General features: G+C 65.5%; 18 protein-coding genes. 8 read left to right on the top strand and 10 right to left on the bottom strand.

The window, feature by feature from the left end; translation table 11 throughout:
* Positions 1-31: 31 nt before the first annotated feature.
* Positions 32-676: a hypothetical protein gene (locus MTX35_RS01360; protein WP_243593230.1), complete on the top strand. Its 645-nt coding sequence runs from the start codon at positions 32-34 to the stop codon at positions 674-676.
* Here MTX35_RS01360 and MTX35_RS01355 read toward each other — a convergent pair.
* The 5 genes from MTX35_RS01355 to sthA form a co-directional block, all read right to left on the bottom strand.
* Positions 666-1340, bottom strand: a complete 675-nt coding sequence (locus tag MTX35_RS01355; RefSeq protein ID WP_243593229.1) for a PhzF family phenazine biosynthesis protein — start codon at positions 1338-1340, stop codon at positions 666-668. The genes MTX35_RS01360 and MTX35_RS01355 overlap by 11 nt on opposite strands.
* Before the next feature lie 64 nt (positions 1341-1404).
* Positions 1405-3921 carry an RNA helicase gene (locus tag MTX35_RS01350; RefSeq protein WP_243593228.1) on the bottom strand — a complete coding sequence of 839 codons (2517 nt, stop codon included), beginning with the start codon at positions 3919-3921 and terminating at the stop codon, positions 1405-1407.
* A gap of 53 nt (positions 3922-3974) precedes the next feature.
* Entirely contained in the window at positions 3975-5015 is a 1041-nt protein-coding gene (locus tag MTX35_RS01345) for an alpha/beta fold hydrolase (protein WP_243593227.1), read from the bottom strand.
* A gap of 228 nt (positions 5016-5243) precedes the next feature.
* Positions 5244-6188 (bottom strand): proteasome assembly chaperone family protein, encoded by a 945-nt coding sequence (locus MTX35_RS01340; RefSeq protein ID WP_243593226.1) that lies wholly within the window; start codon positions 6186-6188, stop codon positions 5244-5246.
* Positions 6189-6370: 182 nt separating this feature from the next.
* Positions 6371-7786: a Si-specific NAD(P)(+) transhydrogenase gene (sthA, locus tag MTX35_RS01335; RefSeq protein ID WP_243593225.1), complete on the bottom strand. Its 1416-nt coding sequence runs from the start codon at positions 7784-7786 to the stop codon at positions 6371-6373.
* 164 nt (positions 7787-7950) lie between these two features.
* Here sthA and MTX35_RS01330 point away from each other — a divergent pair, with 164 nt between their 5' ends.
* The 4 genes from MTX35_RS01330 (at position 7951) to MTX35_RS01315 (ending at position 11754) form a co-directional block, all read left to right on the top strand.
* Positions 7951-9036: an S-(hydroxymethyl)mycothiol dehydrogenase gene (locus MTX35_RS01330; protein WP_243593224.1), complete on the top strand. Its 1086-nt coding sequence runs from the start codon at positions 7951-7953 to the stop codon at positions 9034-9036.
* Entirely contained in the window at positions 9033-9665 is a 633-nt protein-coding gene (locus MTX35_RS01325; protein ID WP_243593223.1) for an MBL fold metallo-hydrolase, read from the top strand. Before MTX35_RS01330 ends, MTX35_RS01325 begins: the two co-directional genes overlap by 4 nt.
* A 112-nt stretch (positions 9666-9777) precedes the next feature.
* The gene (locus tag MTX35_RS01320; protein ID WP_243593222.1) at positions 9778-10488 is read left to right on the top strand and encodes a DUF5642 family protein; all 711 of its coding nucleotides are present in this window, start codon (positions 9778-9780) and stop codon (positions 10486-10488) included.
* A gap of 150 nt (positions 10489-10638) precedes the next feature.
* A complete protein-coding gene (locus tag MTX35_RS01315; RefSeq protein WP_243593221.1) occupies positions 10639-11754 on the top strand; it encodes a DUF4192 domain-containing protein in 1116 nt (371 codons plus the stop codon).
* A gap of 19 nt (positions 11755-11773) precedes the next feature.
* Here the strand turns inward: MTX35_RS01315 and galE are convergent, their stop codons facing one another.
* Both galE and MTX35_RS01305 read right to left on the bottom strand, forming a co-directional pair.
* Positions 11774-12754 carry a UDP-glucose 4-epimerase GalE gene (gene galE, locus MTX35_RS01310; protein ID WP_243593220.1) on the bottom strand — a complete coding sequence of 327 codons (981 nt, stop codon included), beginning with the start codon at positions 12752-12754 and terminating at the stop codon, positions 11774-11776.
* A 46-nt stretch (positions 12755-12800) separates the two neighbouring features.
* Positions 12801-13487 carry a metal-dependent transcriptional regulator gene (locus tag MTX35_RS01305; protein ID WP_243593219.1) on the bottom strand — a complete coding sequence of 229 codons (687 nt, stop codon included), beginning with the start codon at positions 13485-13487 and terminating at the stop codon, positions 12801-12803.
* 185 nt (positions 13488-13672) lie between these two features.
* Here MTX35_RS01305 and MTX35_RS01300 point away from each other — a divergent pair, with 185 nt between their 5' ends.
* The gene (locus tag MTX35_RS01300; RefSeq protein WP_243593218.1) at positions 13673-14941 is read left to right on the top strand and encodes an acetoin utilization protein AcuC; all 1269 of its coding nucleotides are present in this window, start codon (positions 13673-13675) and stop codon (positions 14939-14941) included.
* Between the two features lie 61 nt (positions 14942-15002).
* Positions 15003-17660: a bifunctional GNAT family N-acetyltransferase/acetate--CoA ligase family protein gene (locus MTX35_RS01295; protein ID WP_243593609.1), complete on the top strand. Its 2658-nt coding sequence runs from the start codon at positions 15003-15005 to the stop codon at positions 17658-17660.
* Positions 17661-17787: 127 nt separating this feature from the next.
* Here the strand turns inward: MTX35_RS01295 and MTX35_RS01290 are convergent, their stop codons facing one another.
* The 3 genes from MTX35_RS01290 to MTX35_RS01280 form a co-directional block, all read right to left on the bottom strand.
* Positions 17788-18759 carry a sigma-70 family RNA polymerase sigma factor gene (locus MTX35_RS01290; protein WP_243593217.1) on the bottom strand — a complete coding sequence of 324 codons (972 nt, stop codon included), beginning with the start codon at positions 18757-18759 and terminating at the stop codon, positions 17788-17790.
* Positions 18760-18937: 178 nt separating this feature from the next.
* Positions 18938-20431: a methyltransferase gene (locus MTX35_RS01285; RefSeq protein ID WP_243593216.1), complete on the bottom strand. Its 1494-nt coding sequence runs from the start codon at positions 20429-20431 to the stop codon at positions 18938-18940.
* 33 nt (positions 20432-20464) lie between these two features.
* Complete coding sequence (locus MTX35_RS01280) at positions 20465-20833, bottom strand: DUF3099 domain-containing protein (protein WP_243593215.1); 369 nt, start codon at positions 20831-20833, stop codon at positions 20465-20467.
* Positions 20834-20925: 92 nt separating this feature from the next.
* Between MTX35_RS01280 and MTX35_RS01275 the strand changes: the two genes are divergently transcribed.
* On the top strand, positions 20926-21162 hold the full coding sequence (locus tag MTX35_RS01275) for a DUF3039 domain-containing protein (RefSeq protein ID WP_042939664.1): 237 nt from the start codon (positions 20926-20928) through the stop codon (positions 21160-21162).
* Positions 21163-21173: the final 11 nt, after the last annotated feature.

Here is a 21173-nt window from a genome sequence, read left to right as displayed (position 1 = left end):
CCGTACCGTCACGAGATCTAGGGTGAGGACCATGAATCCGTCGCGAATCGGCCTCGACACCGCAGTCGATGCCACCAGAACGGGCGACATCTGGATCTTCCGCGGACAGTCGAACGCCGATCGCGCAATCCAGGCACTGACCAACAGTCCCGTCAATCACGTCGGAATGGCCGTCGTGATCGACGACCTGCCGCCGCTGATGTGGCACGCCGAACTGGGAAAATCGTTGCAGGACATGTGGACCGGCAATTTTCAACGCGGGGTGCAGCTCCACGACCTGCGCGCGGCCGTCACCCAATGGGCCACGAAGTACGAACAACGTTGTTGGCTGCGGCAATTGGACGAGTCTGTGACGAAGGAGCAGGAGGACGCCCTGCTGCGCACCATAGCCCGCCTGGACGGCACGGCGTTTCCGACCACTGCCGCACTCGCAGGTCGCTGGTTTCGCGGACGAGTACCGACGCTGCGTCGAAGAGAACGCGAGGGCGCTGCTCTCGAAACTGCCTACTGCGCAGAAGTGGTCGCCATGACCTACGACTCGATGGGTCTGCTCACCGGCAACAAGAAAGCGAACTGGTTCGATCCGGGCAAGTTCTGGAGCGGCGACCGACTTCCGCTCGCCGCGGGCGTTCGCCTGGGCGAGGAAATCGAAGTCGACGTGCCCGTCACACGCTGATCGACGCGTCCGCCGCGGTGCGTCCGCCCAGTTCCACCCAACCGTCGTCGTCGATGGTGGTGCGCAACCGAGACCCGGCTCCCTGCACGATGTTCAGGCCCCGGCCGAGCTCGCTGGTGAGCCGAACGGCGGCGGCACCGGTTGCTTCGTCCTCGGCAATGCCCATCATCGGAGCAAACATGCGTGACCGCAGCGCACCGTGCGCTTCGTCGGTCCAGGCCCAGACGTAGTGGTGCCCGCTGTCGTACGCACTCGGAACGGCTGCTGCCACCTCGGCCGCATCGTTGACCTGATGGAAGGTGAAGTGCGGAGTCCAGTCGGCTCGGGCGCGAACCCAGGTGTGCTCGTCGTCGTAGCGGATGGTCAACGGTGCGGCAGGGACGACGAGCACACCGACCGGATGTCCCTGGTCGCGAAGCCACCACGAGAGTCCGACGGTGGGATGCCCGGCGAAGGGGAGTTCCACGGCGGGCGTGTAGATGGTCGCGGAGGCCGTACCCGACTCGGTGCGATCGACGAACACCGTCTCGCTGTAGCCGAGCTCGGTGGCGAACTGCTGTCTGTCCGCCTCGTCGACGGCGTCCGCGGCAACGATACCCAGTGGGTTACCGAACCTGCCGTTGTCATCGGTGAACACTCGGACGACGGACACGTCGGTAGCCATGCCCGGACGGTACCAAATGACGAACGAAGGCCCGCCGCGATGTGTGCCGACTGCGCAACCGATCTCAGCCGGGCGTGATCACGATCTCGTCGAACACGATCTCGCCGGCGGCGTCGGACTCGGGGACATCGACGACGGCGTCGAACGACCAGCCGTGGTCGCCGTCCGGATCCTCCAAGACCTGACGCACCGTGGTGGAGTCCGCACCGACGTTCAGGGTGAACAACGCGGGGCCCCGGGCCGATGGGCCGGTTCCGATCGAGCCGTACTCGGCGAAGAACGGTTCGAGTTCCGTCTCCCAGTCGGGCCCGTCGTCGAGGTCGTCGAGGGTATTCCACTGTCGACGCGCCGCCAGATCGACTCGGCGGAAGATCGCATTGCGCGCAAGAATTCGGAAGGCCCGCGGGTTGGCCGAGATCGGACGCGGCACATCGGACCCGTACGCCTCGACGAGCGCTTCCGGCTCGGCACCGGGATCGGTCAGGTTCTCCCACTCGTCGAGCAAGCTCGAATCCACCTGCCGGACGAGTTCGCCAAGCCACTCGGTGATGTCCTGTACCTCTTCGGTTCGAGACTCCGGCGGAACCGTCTGGCGCAGTGTGCGATAGGCGTCGGCGAGATACCGCAGGACCAGTCCCTCCGACCGCATCAGACCGTAGTGGCTGATCAATTCGGCGAAGGTCATCGCGCGTTCGACCATGTCGCGTACCACGGACTTGGGGGAGAGGCCGACCTCGGAAAGCCACGGATGAGTGCCACGATAGATCTCGAACGCCGGAACCAGCAGCTCGGCAAGAGGTTTCGGCCACGTGACCTCCTCCAGCAGCTCCATTCTCTCGTCGTACTCGATGCCGTCGGCCTTCATCTGCGACACCGCTTCGCCGCGCGCAGCGTGCTGCTGTGCCATCAGGATCTGGCGAGGATCGTCCAGTGTCGATTCGATGATCGACACCACGTCGAGCGCATGCGTCGGCGATTCGGCGTCGAGCAGATCGAAAGATGCAACCGCGAACGTCGACAGCGGTTGGTTGAGGGCGAAGTCCGGTTGCAGGTCCACGGTCAGGCGCGCGTGCCTTCCGTCGGCGTCCGGCTCGTCGAGTTGCTCGACGATGCCGGCATCGACCAGACCACGGTAGAGCGAGAGTGCCCGCAGGATATGTTTGCGCTGGGCCGGCCTGGTTTCGTGATTGTCCTCGAGCAGGTGGCGCATGGCATGGAAGCAATTGCCCGGCCGCGCAATGACATTGAGCAGCATGGCGTTGCTCACCGAGAATCGGGACGTGAGCGGTTCCGGACTTGCAGCGATGATCCGCTCGAATGTCGGCTCGCCCCACGAGACGAAGCCGTCGGGTGCTTTCTTGCGCTGCACGCGCTTGAGCTTCTTCGGATCGTCGCCGGCCTTGGCCACCAGACGTGCGTTCTCGATGTCGTGTTCGGGGGCCTCGACCACGACGGTTCCGAGGGTGTCGTAGCCGGCCCGTCCCGCACGACCGGCGATCTGATGGAACTCGCGGGCCCGGAGCTTGCGAGTGCGAATGCCGTCGTACTTGGTCAGTCCGGTGAACAGCACGGTGCGAATAGGGACGTTGATACCCACCCCGAGGGTGTCGGTTCCGCAGATCACCTTCAGCAGCCCGTCCTGCGCCAGTTTCTCCACCAACCGTCGATACTTCGGCAGCATGCCGGCGTGGTGCACGCCGATTCCGTGCCGGACCAACCTCGACAGGGTCTTGCCGAAACCGGTGGTGAAGCGGAAGTTGCCGATGGCCTCGGCTATCTCGGCCTTCTCCTGCTTGGACGCGACGTTGACGCTCGTCAGCGCCTGGGCTCGTTCTAGTGCCGCGGCCTGCGTGAAATGCACGACGTAGACCGGTGCAAGGTGCGTGTCCACCAGTTCTTCGATGGTCTCGCTGATCGGGGTGGTGACATACGAGAACATCAGCGGAACGGGACGTTCGGTGCCGGAGACGACGGTGGTCGTCCGTCCGGTGCGTCGGGTCAGATCGTCCCGGAAGAACGAGACGTCGCCCAGGGTCGCAGACATCAACAGGAACTGGGCGTGCGGCAGCTCGATCAACGGCACCTGCCAGGCCCATCCTCGATCGGGCTCGGAGTAGTAGTGGAACTCGTCCATGATCACCTGGCCGATGTCGGATCCGGCCCCTTGACGCAGAGCGAGGTTGGCGACGATCTCTGCCGTGGCGCAGATGATCGGAGCACCGGAATTGACCGACGCGTCGCCGGTCATCATGCCGACGTTCTGGGCACCGAAGATCTCGCACAGGGCGAAGAACTTCTCGCTGACGAGCGCCTTGATCGGCGCAGTGTAGAAGCTTCGAATGCCCGCGGCCATGGCGGCGTAGTGAGCTCCGATGGCGACCATCGACTTACCCGATCCGGTCGGCGTCGCGAGGATGACGTTGGAGCCGGAGACCAGCTCGATGAGAGCTTCCTCTTGCGCGGGATACAGGGTCAGTCCGCGGTCGGAGGTCCAGGTGGTGAAGGTGTCGAACAGGACGTCCGGGTCCACGCCGTCGGACTGCTCGGCGGTGGCGTCGGGAATCAGTTCGGTGAGAAGCACCTCTACAGGCTATGTGGGATCGACAGCCGGACCCGCATCGACACCGCGAGCGGTCAGGTGGCGCTGCGTTCGTCCGAGCCCATGGCTCCGAGCACGGCGAGCCGGGTACTGGCGCTTCCGGTGATCATGTCCTCGCCGACGCCGGTGATGAGCAAGTTGCGCCATCGCACCTCGTCGTAGGTCAGCGACGGCGTCGAATCGATGAAGTCCTCCAGGACCTGCAAGAAGCGCATCGGATCGTCCCGGAACGGGAAATGTCCGGAGTTCTCGAACACCTCCAACGTGGACCCGGGCATTGCCGAGTGGGCCAGGCGCGCGTGACTGACCGGAATCACCGAGTCCTGATCACCCCACACGAGCAGTACCGGCAGGTTTTCGGTGAGGTAACACCGGTCGAGCATCGTGACCACCTGGCCACGCCAGTCGACGACGGCGCGCAGGGTTCTCAGGTATGCCTCGTACGTCGTCGGCGCCGGGAGTTCGCTCAGCACTCTGATCAGATCGGGAGTGTCGTGCAGAAGCGAACCGGGCCGCAGGGGAGAGCTGTGGAGCTTGCTGAGGAGGCCACCCGCCAACTTCACCGCGGGGATCGCGCCCGGCAGGCGAAGCAGCTTGACCGCCTCGCTGAGAAACGGCATCGAGGCCAGTCGAAGTATGGGGTGTACGTCCTTGGTGACGCCGCCGGAAGACACCAGCGCCAACCTGTCCACCATGTTGGGAAACTGGTAGGCGAACTGCATGGCGACGCCGCCGCCGAGTGAATGGCCGACGACGGTGACGTGCTCGATGCCCAGCACCGAGAGCAGGTCACGCATGCCGTTGGCGTACGCGGCAACGGAGTAATCCGCGCGCGGTTTGTCGGAGCGACCGTGCCCGAGCAGATCAGGAGCGATGACGGTGTAGTTCTTCGCGAGGTGCGGGATGACTTCGTTCCACGTCTCGGAGTTGTCACCGATACCGTGGATCAACAGCAGCACCGGACCTTCACCGGCCATGCGGAATGCCCGCCGGTATCCGTGAATGGTCCGGAAGATCAGCCGTGGCTCTTCGTCGGGAACCGGGCGGAGCTTGCGACTGCGCGGATTGGTGGTCATCTGCGCCTCCTGACATTCCCTGGTGCGCCGCACGCGGCAGCTTCGAACGGCGACGTCGTGCACGAGTGTGTCGACGTACGTACCGCAGTACGTGTTGCTACGACTCTCGCACGAGATGGCGCTCAGGGCACGACATCGAGCGTATTCGCGGTTACAGGTATGTTTCGATCTGCATGCGTTGTCGGATATGACCGCGTGCGTGGTCGAATGCTATGGCCGCTCACACAGTCACTGCTCGGTTGTGTCGTCGCCTTCGTCGAGCTGTGCTTGCTCGGCCAAGAAGCGCTCGAACTCGGCACCGAGTTCGTCGCCGCTCGGGAGCGGTTCGTCACTGGCCAACAGCGTCGACTGCTGTTCTTGCGCGGCCACGTACGTGTCGTACTGGCGCTCGAGCGCCTGCACCACGGACTGAACTTCTTCGTTTCCGGTGATGTGCTCGTTCACCTGCTCGCGCACCCGCGCAGCGGCTTCACCCAGTGCCGCGAGCGGCAGGTCCAACTCGGCGGCCTCGCCGACGTTCTCGAGCAGCGTTTCGGCCGCTCCCGGGTAGTCCGTCTGGGCGAGGTAGTGCGGCACGTGCACCGAGAAGCCCATCGACTCGTGTCCGTGCTGAGCCATTCGAAGCTCGAGCAGAGACGACGCACTGCCGGGTACCTGCAGGTCGCCGGCCCAGCTGTTACCTTCCTTGACCAGCTCCTTGTCGCTGGCGTGGGCCGTCACACCCAGGGGGCGCGTATGCGGAATCGCCATCGGGATCGAACCGAGGCCGATGGTGCGCCGCACTCCCAGCTGTTCGGCGAGCAACCGAACTGCGGTGGTGAACTTCTCCCACCGCAGATCCGGTTCCATCCCTGCGAGCAACAGGAACGGGGTGCCGGTGCGGTCCTTGACTGCGTAGAGGTTCAACTCGGGGGCGTCGTAATCCGAGAAGTGATCCGACTTGAACGTCATCGTGGGTCGACGTGACCGGTAGTCGATCAACTCGTCCACATCGAACGATGCGACCAGCTCGGATTCGAGGCTCTCGCGCAGATGGGTCGTTGCCAACTTCACTGCGTGACCTGCGTCGGAGAAGCCCTCCAGACCGTGCACGAGGACGGGTCCGACACCGTCGTTGGAGAAGATTTGCGGTGCCGGAAACTCCAGCTCGTACATCTTCGACTGTTCGGTCATGGCCGGGCCCCTTTCGGATCGACTCGTCGGTACCTCGACGCGAGATTCGAGCCAGAATACGCCGACCCTCTGCTCACGCCGTGCACGCGCCGACGTCGAACGTGGCGAATCACTACCCGAGAAGAACAACCGATAACCCGCCGTTCATTCCCCGGCAGTCGCTCGACCCTGCGCGGACTCGGTCAGCGGTCGAAGTTCGCCAGCGCTCTGATCTTGTTGGTGACGTCGAGGGCAGCCACCTTGTAGGCCTCGGACAGCGTGGGGTAGTTGAACACGGCATCGACGAGGTAGTCGACGGTACCGCCGCACCCCATCACTGCTTGGCCGATGTGCACCAGATCCGTCGCACCCGAACCGAAGATGTGGACCCCGAGTATCGACCGGTCCTCGGTGGAGACGAGCAACTTCAACATCCCGTACGAGTCGCCTGCGATCTGACCTCGGGCCAGTTCGCGATATCTCGACACCCCGACCTCGTAGGGGATCGATCCCTTGGTCAGGTCTACTTCCGTGGCACCGACGTACGACACCTCGGGAATGGAGTAGATGCCGATGGGCTGAACGTCGGTCAGTTTGGCGCTGGACTCGCCGAACGCGTGGTACGCCGCCAGCCTGCCCTGATCCATCGACGTCGCGGCCAACGCCGGGAATCCGATGACATCGCCGACTGCATAGATGTGGTCGACCTTGGTCTGGAAGTGCTCGTCGACGAAGATGCGACCGCGCGCGTCGGCCTCGAGCCCGGCGTTCTCGAGTTCGAGTGCGGTGGTCAGGCCCTGACGACCGGCCGAGTACATCACCGTCTCGGCCGGGATTCGCTTGCCACTGGCGAGCGTCGTCACCGTCCCGTTCTGGCCGACGTCGACAGCGGTCACCGCCTCCCCGAATCGGAACGTCACCGCAAGATCGCGAAGGTGGAACTGCAACGACTCGATGATTTCGCGATCGCAGAAGTCGAGCATCGAATCACGCTTCTCGACGACGGTGACCTTCGTTCCCAGGGCGGCGAACATCGAGGCGTACTCGATGCCGATGACACCGGCCCCGACGACGACCATCGACGACGGTATGAACTCGAGATTGAGAATTCCGTCGGAGTCGAGGACCCGGTAGTCGTCGAACGCCACGTCGGCCGGGCGGGCGGGTGCGGTGCCGGTCGCGATCACCACGTTGGCGGCCTTGACCGTGATGCGTTCGCCCCGTGACTCGTCTTCGATCACGATGGTGTGTGCGTCGAGGAACTTGCCGACGCCGGTGATCAACTCGATGCGGTTGCGCAGCAGTTGCGAGCGCACCACCTCGATCTCCTTGCCGATCACGTGCTGGGTTCGCGCCAACAGGTCGGCGGGAGTGATGTCGGCTTTCACCCGGTAGCTGGCCCCGTACAACTCACGTTGGTTCATCCCCGTGAGATACAGAACCGCCTCGCGCAGCGTCTTGGACGGAATGGTGCCGGTGTTGACGCAGACCCCGCCGAGCATGTGGCCCTTCTCCACGATCGCCACTCGCTTGCCGAGTTTCGCGGCCGCGATGGCCGCCTTCTGGCCGCCGGGGCCGGAGCCGATGACCACCAGGTCGTACTCCATGGGTTCAGACATTCGTCATAGGTACCGCTCGCACGCAAAGACTGCGTGCCCAGCCGGTCACAACCTTGTGAACTCCACGGCTCGCTGCGCCGAACCCATGCAGATGTCGCCACGTGCTGATGCGTTGTGCGAGGCTGAACAGAGCACGCAACACACGATTTTCAGTGGAGGAACTCATGCCGCAGCAGGTCCGCGCCGTCGTCGCCAAGAGCAAGGGCGAGCCCGTCTCGATCGAGACGATCACCATTCCCGATCCCGGACCGAACGAGGTCGTCGTGAAGATCCAGGCGTGCGGGGTGTGTCATACCGATCTGCATTACCGCGAGGGCGGCATCAACGACGAGTTCCCGTTCCTGCTCGGCCACGAAGCCGCCGGCATCGTCGAGACGGTCGGTGATCGCGTCGAGCACGTCGAGGTCGGCGACTTCGTGGTGTTGAACTGGCGCGCGGTGTGCGGGGAATGCCGGGCCTGCAAGCGCGGCACCCCGTGGTACTGCTTCGACACCCACAACGCCGCCCAGAAGATGACCCTCGACGACGGCACCGCACTGACCCCGGCACTGGGGATCGGCGCGTTCGCCGAGAAGACCCTCGTCCACGAAGGCCAGTGCACCAAGGTCGACCCCGACGCCGATCCCGCGGTCGTCGGACTGCTCGGCTGCGGCGTCATGGCCGGACTCGGGGCAGCGATGAACACCGGCAACGTCTCGCGCGGAGATTCGGTGGCGGTGATCGGGTGCGGTGGTGTCGGTGATGCCGCGATCGCCGGAGCCCGCCTGGCGGGGGCGTCGACGATCATCGCCGTCGACCGCGACAAAGGAAAACTCGACTGGGCCCTCGAACTCGGAGCCACCCACACCGTCGACTCCTCACTCGTCGACGCCGTCGAGGCCGTGCAGGAACTCACCGGCGGGTTCGGTGCCGATGTCGTCATCGATGCGGTCGGGCGCCCGGAGACCTGGAAGCAGGCGTTCTACGCCCGCGATCTGGCCGGGACCGTGGTCCTGGTCGGGGTTCCGACCCCGGAGATGACCCTCGAGATGCCGCTGATCGACTTCTTCTCCCGCGGTGGTTCGCTGAAATCGTCCTGGTACGGCGACTGCCTGCCCGAACGCGACTTCCCGCAGTTGGTCGATCTGTATCAGCAGGGCCGGTTGCCGCTCGAGAAGTTCGTCACCGAACGCATCACCCTCGACGACGTCGAAGCCGCGTTCGAGAAGATGCATCAGGGCACCGTCCTGCGTTCGGTGGTGATCCTGTGAGCGGGACATTCCGGGTCCAGAACGTCGTCACCTCCGGGGTCTTCGCCCTCGACGGCGGCGAGTGGGACGTCGACAACAACATCTGGCTGATCGGTGACGACGACGAGGTGGTGATCGTCGACGCCGCCCACACCGCGGCCCCGATCGTCGACGCGGTTGCCGGCCGGACCGTCAAGGCGATCGTCTGCACCCACGGACACAACGATCACGTGACCGTGGCACCCGAACTCTCGGAGACCCTCGACGCGCCGATTCTGCTGCACCCCGCCGACGACATGCTGTGGGAACAGACGCACCCGGGAGTCGGGCACTCGACGCTCGAGGACGGTCAGCGCATCACCGTCGCCGGAACCGACATCCTGGCGCTGCACACGCCCGGGCATTCACCCGGATCGACCTGCCTGTACCTACCCGAAGCAGGCGAACTGTTCTCCGGCGACACCCTGTTCTCCGGCGGCCCGGGCGCCACCGGACGGTCGTACTCGGATTTCCCGACCATCATCGGGTCCATCCGCGACCGGCTCTTCGCGCTTCCCGTCGACACCCGAGTCAACACCGGCCACGGTGACGGGACGCGCATCGGCGACGAAGCACCGCACCTCGAGGAGTGGATTTCCCGCGGCAGCTGAATTCGCGACACCGCGGTGGGTCGCCTGCCGCGTTCGAGGTGGTCGGAATGAGACAGTGGTGGGACGCCGGAGCGTGTGCTGCGGCGTCCCACCGACCTGAAGAGGACGCCTTGTGAGCCCCGCCGCACATAGAACCCGTCTGCCCATCGCCGCGACCTCGGCAGTGATTGCAGCTCTCGTGCTGGTCGGCTGCAGCTCCACCGTCACCGGAACTCCGGAACCCAGCCCGGGTGCCGCCAGCACGTCGGCACAGCCCGGCGTGGATCTGAACACGCTGCTGATAGACCCGTCGAGCTTTCCGGCACCGTACGACGCCCTGGTGTTGCCTCAGCAGGCCATCTCGCAGGCCGCCCCCGACCTCAGCGGAATTCCGGCCGGTGCCGAGGTCAGCCCAGCCGGATGCAAGCCTGCCGATCAGGATTTCGGCCCCACCGGCACGGCCATGATCGTGGGCACCGACAACGACAGCCGGTCGACCATCTCGATCGAGTTGACCGCAGTGGACGAACCACTGTCGGCGCGCGAGGAACAGCTGGAACAGTGCGGCGAGGTCACCGCAACCAAGTCCGGCGCGACGTCGACGGTGACGTCGACGCTGACACCCGCGCCGCCCATCGACGCGGACGACACGTTGGCCGTCCGGCAGACCGTCACATCGGGGGCAGGGGGCGACGCCGTCACCCAGTCGATGCTGACATTGATGGCCCAGATCGACGACGTTCGAGTCTCGGCCACATTCATGTCCTTCGGCTCGGGCACGCCCGATGCGATGACCCTCGACGAACTGTTCACCGCGGCCGTACAGAAGGTCGGCCAGAGCTGACGCGGCCGTACCAGACGGAACCGACACGGATCGGTTCGCAACTGCTCCAGCGACACGATCCATCCACAGGGAAGTAGTTCTCCACAGGGCAGTGTGAAAGCCCAGGTCGATCCTGATTCGGCTCTCGGCTCCCCGGCCAGAATTCGGTGCATGTACTCACCGATGAATTCTCAGGACAACGTCGACCCTCGCCATCGCGTGCGCCTCGGCGACGAAAGCGAGCTGATGGCAGCCGTGCCGGCCATGCTCGGATTCCACCCGCATCGATCGATGGTGCTCATCGCCTTCCAGGCCGGCGGCTCCGGCGTGGGACCCACGATGCGTCACGACCTCGTATTGGCCGGCGACCACGTCGATCGTCGCGCGGGTCGTCATACCCGAGCGACTCCGGAGATGCTCGATGTGATCGACCATCTGGCCGGCTACTGCGCTCTGGAGAACATCCCCGCAGTCATGGCGGTCTTCGTCGACGACAGGCTGGATCGAACCGTCCGAACGCCGCATCTGCTCGACGTGGAGGCGCTGGTTCTGGAACTCGACACCACACTCGCGTCGTTCGGGGTGCAGCTCAGCGCTGCCCTCGCGGCGTCGGAGATCGCAGACTCTGCCTGCTGGTGGTCGCTACGTGGACCCCAGCGGCACGGATCGATGTCCGATCCGTCGGCGTCGCCGATGACCGTTGCCCGCGTGCTCGACGGATACCCTGTCCGACGGTCCAGGCGTGAGCTGGCCGAGACCGTCGCGCCGGGCCCCGCCGAGACCGTGCGGGCCGTGGCTGCCGAGATGCCACGACAACGGCGGGACGGCGGCCGATCTCATGCCGACGAGTTGACCTCGGTGCTGTCGTACGTCGCGAGGGGGCCGTACGACACCGAACTGGACCCGACCGACATCGCTCGAATCGGAATCGCGATCGGTCACATCCAGGTGCGTGATGCACTGCTCGCCCTGACGCTCGGCGACGATGCGGGATCGGTCGAGGAGTTCTGGACGGCGTTGTCTCGCGTCCTCCCTCGGTGTGAAAGAGCAATCGCCGCAACACTTCTGGCGTTCAGCGCGTATGTACGCGGAGACGGGCCGATGGCGCGCATCGCCATCGATGCGGCACTCGACGCGGACGACACCTACAGCCTGGCGCGATTGTTGGACAGATCTCTCAGCGCCGGTGCGGGTCCCGAACTGGTGCGCGAAGTCGCCGAAACGGGATTCGCGTGTGCTCGCGCCTGCGGTGTTCGGCTACCCGGCGACCCGTTCGGTCGACGGTGAATCCTCGCGTAGCTCGGGGTCAGCGCGCTGCGTGAGAACGATCGCCGAGTTGCTGGAGGAATGCCCACGCGTCGGCGACGATGCGATCGAGATCGGTCAGCTCCGGTGTCCACTTCAGTTCCTCGACCGCGCGTGCACTCGAGGCGATCAGAACTGCCGGGTCACCGGCTCGGCGGGGAGCGTGTTCGACGGCGATCGGTAGGCCGGTGACCCGCTCGCAGGACGAGATGACCTCGTGCACGGAGAATCCGGTGCCGCTGCCGAGGTTGTAGATGGTGTGCTCGCCCGGTTGTGCCGCATCGACGGCGAGGATGTGCGCCTCGGCGAGGTCGGCGACGTGGATGTAATCGCGGACGGCCGTTCCGTCGGGAGTCGGCCAATCGGTGCCGAACACCGAGATCTTCTCGCGCTGACCCAGAGCGACCTGGAGTACGAGCGGAATCAGGTGTGTCTCGACGACGCGATTCTCCCCGAAGCCGTTGTACGCACCGGCGACGTTGAAGTACCGGAGGCTTGTCGCGGCGAGCCCGTAAGCGGCTGCATACGAGGTGATCGCGTGATCGATCGCGAGCTTGGTGGCACCGTAGGGATTGGTGGGGCGAGTGGGAGCCTCTTCGGTGATCGGTGTCCTCTCGGGCTCGCCGTACGTGGCTGCCGTCGAGGAGAACACCAGCTTCGGTGTGCCGGACGCACGGATGGCGTCGAGCAGGGCCAACGAGGTGACCACGTTCCCGCTCCAGTACTTGTCGGGCGAGATCACCGATTCGCCCACCAGAGACTGAGCGGCGAAGTGCAGAACGGCGTCGAAGTTGCCGCCGATCAGCACGTCGGCAGCTGCGTCTTTGATGTCGCCCTCGACGAATGTCGCACCGTGGGGAACGGCGTCCCGGTTACCGGTGGACAGGTTGTCCACGACGACGACCTCATGGCCGCGCTCGACGAGTACTGCGGCACATACGCTGCCGACGTATCCCGCCCCACCGGTAACCAGTAGCTTCATTGCTCGTTCTCCCTCACACGCGTCCGACGCCGTCGTCGGTGCGAGGTCAGACCCTCTTCACCTGAACGGCGTGCGCCATTTCGTCGGATATGTCGACACCGCTGTGTCCTGGCACCGTGATCGTGATCGACCCGGGCTTGGCCTCGACTGTAACCCGAGCATCGGGGACAACGCCTGCCTCGCGAAGCTGAGCGATGACCTCGGGGTCGGACTGCACGTGCTCGGCGAGACGACGCACCACGACCGCTGTCGGTTGACCGACCGGCACATCGGTGAGGCGGATGAGAGCCTCCGGTGCCAGAGTCGACTGGCCCAGACCGAGCTCGGCGAGCCCGGGAATCGGGTTGCCGTACGGCGATGTCGTCGGGTTGTTCAGCACAGTGACCAAGCGGCGCTCGACCTCCTCGCTCATCACGTGTTCCCAACGGCACGCCTCGGCATGGACGTCTTCCCATCGCAGACCGATGATGTCCACCAGCAGACGCTCGGCCAACCGATGCTTGCGCATGACGGCAACCGCCAGGCTGCGGCCTTTCTCGGTCAGCTCCAGGTGCCGGTCGCCGGCGACGGACAACAGGCCGTCACGCTCCATCCGAGCAACGGTTTGGCTGACGGTGGGACCACTTTGTTCGAGCCGTTCGGCGATTCGCGCGCGGAGCGGAATCACGCCCTCTTCTTCCAAGTCGTAGATCGTCCGGAGGTACATCTCCGTGGTGTCGACCAGATCCTTCACACTCAACCCCTTCGTCGGGCTCGATCCTACCGTCAGCGCCCCGAAATCGGCGCTGCACCCAGACGTAGCGGGCGCGGCGCACCACAACGGTGACCGACGTTTCCCATGGCTTCTCACAAAGGGACACAGAGGACAACACCGGAACCCGGCAACACCATCCCGCCCGACAACGTAGTTTTGTCCCTATGTCTGATCAGGCGACACGCGCCGCCGCGTCCATCCCGAACCGCCCCGAGGACATCGTCGTGTGGAGCAAGGACTACCTCGGCTACCGGTGGAGCGACGACCACCCGATGAACCCCACACGGCTCGATCTGACGATGGCGCTCGCCACCGACATCGGCCTCCTCGCCGGCGTCGAACTCGTCGAGCCCGCCGCCGCACCGGATTCCGAGCTGCTTCGCTTCCACACCAGCGCCTACATCGAGGCCGTCAAGCAGGCACCGTCGCAGGGTCCGGCGCTGCGCGACCCCGACGACGTCGTCCACGGGCTCGGCTCCGACGACAACCCCGTGTTCCCACAGATGCACGAGGCGAGCGCCATGCTCGCCGGTGGGTCGCTGGCTGCCGCGCGCGAAATCGCGTCGGGTCGGGCCCGACGCGCGGTGAGCATCGGCGGTGGAATGCACCACGCGATGGCCGACTGGGCCTCGGGATTCTGTGTCTACAACGACGCCGCGATCGCCATCTCGTGGTTGCTGGACAACGGTTTCGATCGAATCGCCTACATCGACGTCGATGCACACCACGGGGACGGCGTGCAGGCGGCCTTTCTGGGTGACCCCAGGGTGCTCACCATCTCGTTGCACCAACATCCGGCGACGCTGTGGCCGAACACCGGATGGTCGACCGAGGTGGGAACCGAACGTGGCGAGGGAACCTCCATCAACGTTCCGTTGCTTCCTGGCACCGCGGATCGGTTGTGGCTGCGTGCGTTCCACGCCATCGTGCCGGGCGCGATCGGGGCATTCGCGCCGCAGATCATCGTCAGCCAATGTGGTGTCGACAGCCACCGCGAAGATCCCCTCGCGGATCTGGCTCTGACCGTGGACGGACAGAACGCTGCCTTCCTGGCCATGCGTGATCTGGCGGACAAGCATTCCGAAGGTCGATGGTTGGCCGTCGGCGGTGGAGGGTACGGCCTGGTGCGCGTCGTTCCACGATCCTGGACGCACCTCATCGCTGCGGCGCTCGGCCGCGACATCGACCCGATGTCGGCGCTGCCGGACACGTGGCGCGAGCGAGTACGGACCATGGCGCCGAGCGTCGATCTGCCGCAGACGATGGGTGACGGTGGAGACGTCGACTATCCCGCCTGGGACGGACCTGGAGGATCGCTCTCCGGAACCGACGGCACCGACAGGGCGCTCGAACGCGTCGACTCGGCGATCATCGCCACTCGTCGAGCAGTGTTTCCACTGCTCGGACTCGATCCGGAGGACCCGCGTGACTGAACCGACCGACAGCCCTCCGGCCGAAACGGCCGCTGCGGCATCGGACCAGAGCGAGAAGGACCTGGCCAGAGAGCGCGCGGAGACGTCGTTCCCACGGCACTGGGTGGCCGACGTTCTCACCTCCGACGGCGGTGTGGTGCACCTGCGTCCCATCGTTCCCTCGGACTCCGAACGCATCGTCGCATTTCACGGTCGACTGTCCGAGCGGACGAGGTACCTCCGGTATTTCGGGCCGTATCCCACGATGCCCCAGCGCGACGTGCTGAACTTCACGACTGTCGACCACCACGACCGGGTGGCGTTCGTCGCGGTCCTCGGCGACGACATCATCGCGGTCGGCCGCTACGAACGACTGCCCGAGGGCGACGGTAATTCCGCCGAGGTGGCCTTCGTCGTCGCCGACGCGCATCAGGGTCGCGGATTGGGTCCGATTCTGCTCGAACACCTCGCCGGGGCGGCCGCCGAGAACGGGGTGAACATGTTCGTCGCCGAGGTGCTCGCCGAGAACCGGAACATGGTCACCGTCTTCCGCGAAGCGGGGTATCAGGTCAGCAGGTCCTTCGAGGGTGGCGTACTGCGCCTCGAATTCGCCATCGATCCGAGTGAAGCGCTGCTCTCGGTGCGCAATTCGCGCGAGCGCGCCGCCGAGGCCCGCAGTGTGCGCAACGTACTCAGCCCCCGATCGGTGGCCGTGATCGGAGCATCGACGGACAGCTCGAAGGTGGGCAACGCCGTCCTCGCGAATCTGTTGGCCGGCAACTTCACCGGCCCGATCTATCCCGTCAACGCCGACCACCGGTCCGTCCGCGGGGTCCGCGCCTACGCAACGGTGCACGACATCCCCGATCCGGTCGATCTGGCGATCGCAGCGGTTCCGGCAGATGCCATCGACGCGGTGCTCGACGACTGCCTCGACAAAGGCGTCAAAGCGCTGCTGGTGGTCTCGGGTGGATTCGGTGAGACCGGACCGGCCGGGCAGGAGAGCGAGCGCAGGCTGGTGCTGGCGGCGAGGGCGCACGGAATGCGGTTGATCGGGCCCAACGCGCTGGGTGTGGCGAACACCGATCCCGAGTTCGGTCTGAACGCCACTCTCGCTCCGCATCTGCCCACTCCGGGCAACGTCGGATTCTTCTGTCAGTCCGGCGCACTCGGCATCGCGATTCTGGACGAGGCGGCCAAGCGCAGACTCGGACTGTCCACGTTCGTCTCGGCCGGCAACCGCGCCGATGTGTCGGGAAACGACCTACTGCAGTACTGGGATTCGGACCCGGCCACAGAGGTGATTCTGCTGTACCTCGAGAGCTTCGGTAATCCCAGGAAGTTCACCAGAATCGCGCGCAGGGTCGCCCGGAGCAAGCCCATCATCGCGGTCAAGAGCGGACGCGGTGCCGTGCCGCCCGCACATGCGATCGGTGCCGACATCGACGACTCGATTGTGCGCGCACTCTTCGCTCAGGCAGGCGTCATCCAGGTCGACACGATCTCGGAATTGTTCGACTGCGCTGTCCTGTTCGGCAATCAACCTCTCCCGGCCGGACCGCGGGTGGCCGTGGTGGGAAATTCGACGGCTCTGGGCGTGCTGGCGGTCGACGCTGCGCGCGCCAAGGGCCTGCACGCGAGCAACCCGACCGATGTCGGTCCGCAGGCGGGCCCCGAGGAGTTCGCCGCAGCCGTGTCGTCGGCGTTGGCGGCGTCGGACATCGATGCGGTCATCGTGGTGTTCGTGCCCCCGGTCGCCGTGGAGGTCGAACCGTTCGCAGCAGCGCTCGGCAACGCCGTTCGTGGATCCGACAAGCCGGTGCTCTCGACGTTCCTGGCCACGGAAGGAATCCCCGACGTCTTGGCAGTGCGCGGACCGGGCGGACACCCCGTGCGTGGTTCGGTGCCCTCCTACTCGGGTCCTGAGCGGGCCGTTGCGGCGCTGGCTGCCGCGTGGCGGTACTCGTCGTGGCGCTCGCGACCGGTGTCGAACCTCGTCCGACCCAAGAGCATCGACTCCGAACGGGCCAAACACCTGGTCGAGGGATGGCGTTCGGCGGGCAGTCAGGGACGGTGGCTCTCCGATTTCGAGACCGCAGAATTGCTGGCCTGCTACGGCCTCGACGTCGTGGCCTTCCGAACCGTGACCGACGAGGACGAGGCCGTCGCCGCGGCAGACGAGCTGGGATACCCGGTAGCGGTCAAAGCGACAGGGGAGCGGTGGCGACACCGGCCCGATCTCGGGGGAGTGCGTCTGGACATGGCCGACGCCTCCGCGGTGCGGGTGGCATACCGGAACCTCGCTGCAGACTCCGGCGAACCGTTGCTGCACGTTCAGCGCATGGCGGTCAAGGGCATCGGCTGTGTCGTGCGTGTGCAGGACGACCCGTCGTTCGGATCACTCATCTCGTTCGGTCTGGCGGGCGTGATCTCGGATCTGCTGGGCGACCGGGCGTATCGGGTCCTGCCGTTGACCGAGGACGAGGCAGCACAGCTGATCGACGCACCGAAGGCGGCCCCGCTGCTGTCCGGATACCGCAATGCGGTTCCCGTCAACAAGAACGCGCTGATCGACCTGGTGCAGCGTATTTCTGCACTGGCAGAAGATATCTCGGACATACGCGAGATTTCGTGCGAGCCGGTCCTTGCATCGGCCGACGGCGCGCAGATCACCGACGCTCGGGTGCGGATCGGTCCCGAGCCCACCAAAGCCGACCTGGGCCCACGTCGCCTGCGCTGAACGGATGGGCAACCGAAAAAGCGGCAGCCGAGTCGACGTCCCGAGGGGAGAGAACGTCGGCTCGGCTACCGCGTGGGGTGGCGCAGACAGTGTTTGTCACTGCTGCTCCACCGGTCGGTGACTGGGCTCAGCTGGCGTAGGACCGCAACTTCTCGGCGCGGTCGCCCTGGCGAAGCTTGACCATCACCTCGCGTTCGATCTGACGGACACGCTCGCGGGAGAGACCGAAGATCTTGCCGATCTGATCGAGGGTGCGTGGCTGACCGTCGTCCAGGCCGTAGCGCAGACGGATGACCTGCTGCTCCCGTTCGTCGAGCGTGCCGAGAACGACGCGGACGTCGCTGTGCAACAGGCCCGCGATGACGGCATTCTCCGCGGACGTCGCTTCGGAATCCTCGATGAAGTCTCCGAGAGGCGCTTCCTCGTCGCTGCCCACCGGCATGTCCAGGCTCACCGGGTCGCGGCTGTGGTCGAGCAGATCCGCGATCTTCTCCACCGCAATACCCGATTCGCTCGACAGCTCGTCGTCCGTCGCCTCGCGGCCGAGCTGCTGATGAAGCTCACGCTTGATTCTGGCCAGCTTGTTGACCTGTTCGACCAGGTGGACGGGCAGCCGGATCGTGCGGCTCTGATCCGCCATACCGCGGGTGATGGCCTGACGAATCCACCACGTTGCGTACGTCGAGAACTTGAAGCCCTTGGCGTAGTCGAACTTCTCCATCGCGCGGATGAGCCCGAGGTTGCCTTCCTGGATCAGGTCGAGCAGGGGCATACCGCGACCGGTGTAGCGCTTGGCGAGGGACACGACCAGGCGGAGGTTCGCTTCGAGCAGGTGGCTGCGTGCGGCGCTGCCGTCGCGAACGATGATGGCGAGATTGCGCTTCTTGACTGCGCTCAGCCGCTTCGTGTTCTCGAGAACCTGCTTCGCGTAGAGACCAGCCTCGATCCTCTTGGCCAGATCGACTTCCTCGGCAGCCGTCAGCAACGCAGTGCGGCCGATGCCGTTGAGGTACACGCGAACGAGATCGGCGGCTGGGCTCTGGGCGTCCAGATCGGCGTCGGTCGGCCGTGGACGAATCGTGGTGCTGGGGCTGGTCATGACTTGCCTCCTGGTCGGTGGTGTCTCACTGGGTTCAACGCTCGGGAGACTCCGATAAGTTCCCACGCCGATCCTGTGGATACCCGCGTGACCAGGGATTACATGATGTTCGTCCTGAGAAGTTGCTGAGAAGTGAAGCCGCCGGGAACGGTCGCTCTCCTGGGGCGCTGTCGGGGACTCATCGAGCCGGCAGAACCAAGCCGTGCCGGACGAGCCCCTGCATCATCGTCACCGCATGCACGGCCAGTTGTTCGGCGTCTTCGTCGTGCGCAGCAGCGAGCAGCTCCACCAGTTCACCGACCGGTAGGCCATCGGGTTGCAGCCCGGCGAGCAGAGCCGCACCGAGCTCGTCGACGTCGTGCTGCCACTGCGGCCCGTTCCCGCGATGCACCCGAACAGCCACCGGCGCCCAGCCCTCGTCGCCCGGAAGGTAGACGCGCTCGAGTGCCGTGTTCGGGTCGAGGGTAAGGACCGAGTCGAGGATGTCGTGCTCTCGGAGCCAGTCGAGCCGCGCGAAGTACTGCAGCGATTCGTTGCCCAGCGGGTCCGAGAAGCCGTGCGTGAGCTCCTCGGCGAGTAGGTCGGTGGGCTCGTCCGTTCGGCGGAGATACACGAAGCCGAAGCCGATCCCTTCCACGTCGGCGTCCGCGAAGTGGTCGAGCCAGGACTGTGCCACCGCGGCCGCGTCGGGATCGCGGGGATCGAGGCCGCCGTCGCGCATCCAGGTGCCCACGTACAGGGCAGGATCGGCGACATCGCGCTCGACGACCCAGGCGTCGATCCCGTGAGCCGGCAGCCACGACGCCACCCGCGCACGCCAGTCCTCGCCTCGGACGTGGATCCAGGACGCCAGGATGGCAGCGGTGCCGCCCGGTGCGAGGTGGTCCGGGGCGCGGCCGACCATCAGGGCGCTGGCCCCGTCGAGGTCGAGGCCGGAATCGCGGTAGGAGTGCAGTACCTCGGCGCGGCCGACGACGAACGGTGGATTGGCCACGATGCGGTCGAATCGACGTCCGGCGACCGGCTCGAACCACGACCCGTGCAGCAACTCCACGTCCAGTCCGTTGAGTGCCATCGTCGCCGCCGCGAGGTCCATCGACCGTGGGCTGATGTCGGTCGCGGTCACCTGTTCCGCGTAGCCGCAGGCGTGGACTGCCTGCACGCCACATCCGGTGCCGACGTCGAGCACGCTGGTGACCGGGGAGGTGGGTGTACCACGGAGAAGTGAGAGTGAGGCCTGCCCGACGCCGAGCACGTGGTCGGGTGCCGTCTCGGCGACGCGCATGCTGCCGTCCGGATCCGAGACGATCCATCGAGTTCCGTGTCCGGCATCGAGTGGGCGGATGTCGAGCAGCGTCCGCACCGTGGATCCGGAGCGGGTGAGAATCCCGGCCGATACGGCGTCGGCAACCGTCAGGGGCGCGATGGCGTCGGCGACGTCGGACTCGGGGCAGTCGTCGACGAGGAGAAACAGGCGCACCAGCACACCCAGCGCACCTCCGTCCAGACTGGCGTTGCGTACCGGGACCGGCTCGCTGCGACCGAGGGCCGCATGGGCGTCGTCGCCGAGCAGCGTCAGCACGCCGTCGGCGTCGTATCCCACTCGGTCGAAGGCATCACGGAGTACCGAGCAGGCAGCAACGAGTGGGGACGTGGAGTTCTGTGCAGTCACGACGCAAGTGTCGCATCGGTGACAGCCGCTCAGTCAGTCGTCGCCCGCCTCGATCACTCGGTGGTTGCTCGATTCCAGTTGCGGCCGGTCCACGGTCCGGTAGTCGTACCGGCTCATCTCGTCCTTGGTGCGGGGCGGCCGATCGTTGGCGATCAGCACCGCCATCCACGGCAGTGGAATGGACGCTCCGACTATGGCCATGGAGATCCATGGATTCATCCACATCCCGTACGCGATGGCGGCCAACACCAACGCCGGGATGCGGAAGGACATGATGAACATGTACTTGCGTACACGCTTTTTGTGCTGCTCTTCGACCGACTGCTGTGCCTCGGTGATCAGAACGGGCCCATCCGGCGAGTCGCTGTACGCGCTTCCGTCGAACCCTGGGGTTCTCGTCATAACTCCACTGTGGCACTACTGCTCACAGAATGCTTGCGTCGAGCGTGTGCAACCGGTTACCCCTCGATGGATCGACGGATTAATCTGTGTCCATGAGCACTCAGACGAAGGATCGTCCCGATATCGCACCGGACGAAACCACCGAGGACGACCGGCCGAAGTTCTTCCACTACGTCAAGAAGAACAAGATCGCCGAGAGCGCGGTCATGGGTACCCACGTCGTCGCGCTGTGCGGTGAGGTGTTTCCCGTCACCAAGTCCGCGAAGCCCGGATCTCCGGTGTGCCCGGACTGCAAGAAGGTCTACGAGGGCCTCAAGAAGGGCGAGTGACAACTCGCGTC

Source organism: Rhodococcus sp. ARC_M12 (assembly GCF_022810385.1).
Lineage (GTDB): Bacteria > Actinomycetota > Actinomycetes > Mycobacteriales > Mycobacteriaceae > Rhodococcoides > Rhodococcoides navarretei.
This window is presented reverse-complemented; position numbering and strand designations above follow the sequence as displayed.

Bases quoted from the DNA above. Each gene is read 5' to 3' on its own strand.
- MTX35_RS01355 (WP_243593229.1), bottom strand. From the start codon at position 1,340: ATGGCTACCGACGTGTCCGTCGTCCGAGTGTTCACCGATGACAACGGC.
- MTX35_RS01360 (WP_243593230.1), top strand. From the start codon at position 32: ATGAATCCGTCGCGAATCGGCCTCGACACCGCAGTCGATGCCACCAGA.
- MTX35_RS01340 (WP_243593226.1), bottom strand. From the start codon at position 6,188: ATGACCGAACAGTCGAAGATGTACGAGCTGGAGTTTCCGGCACCGCAA.
- MTX35_RS01290 (WP_243593217.1), bottom strand. From the start codon at position 18,759: ATGACCAGCCCCAGCACCACGATTCGTCCACGGCCGACCGACGCCGAT.
- MTX35_RS01315 (WP_243593221.1), top strand. From the start codon at position 10,639: ATGTACTCACCGATGAATTCTCAGGACAACGTCGACCCTCGCCATCGC.
- sthA (WP_243593225.1), bottom strand. From the start codon at position 7,786: ATGTCTGAACCCATGGAGTACGACCTGGTGGTCATCGGCTCCGGCCCC.
- MTX35_RS01280 (WP_243593215.1), bottom strand. From the start codon at position 20,833: ATGACGAGAACCCCAGGGTTCGACGGAAGCGCGTACAGCGACTCGCCG.
- galE (WP_243593220.1), bottom strand. From the start codon at position 12,754: ATGAAGCTACTGGTTACCGGTGGGGCGGGATACGTCGGCAGCGTATGT.
- MTX35_RS01330 (WP_243593224.1), top strand. From the start codon at position 7,951: ATGCCGCAGCAGGTCCGCGCCGTCGTCGCCAAGAGCAAGGGCGAGCCC.
- MTX35_RS01275 (WP_042939664.1), top strand. From the start codon at position 20,926: ATGAGCACTCAGACGAAGGATCGTCCCGATATCGCACCGGACGAAACC.
- MTX35_RS01300 (WP_243593218.1), top strand. From the start codon at position 13,673: ATGTCTGATCAGGCGACACGCGCCGCCGCGTCCATCCCGAACCGCCCC.
- MTX35_RS01345 (WP_243593227.1), bottom strand. From the start codon at position 5,015: ATGACCACCAATCCGCGCAGTCGCAAGCTCCGCCCGGTTCCCGACGAA.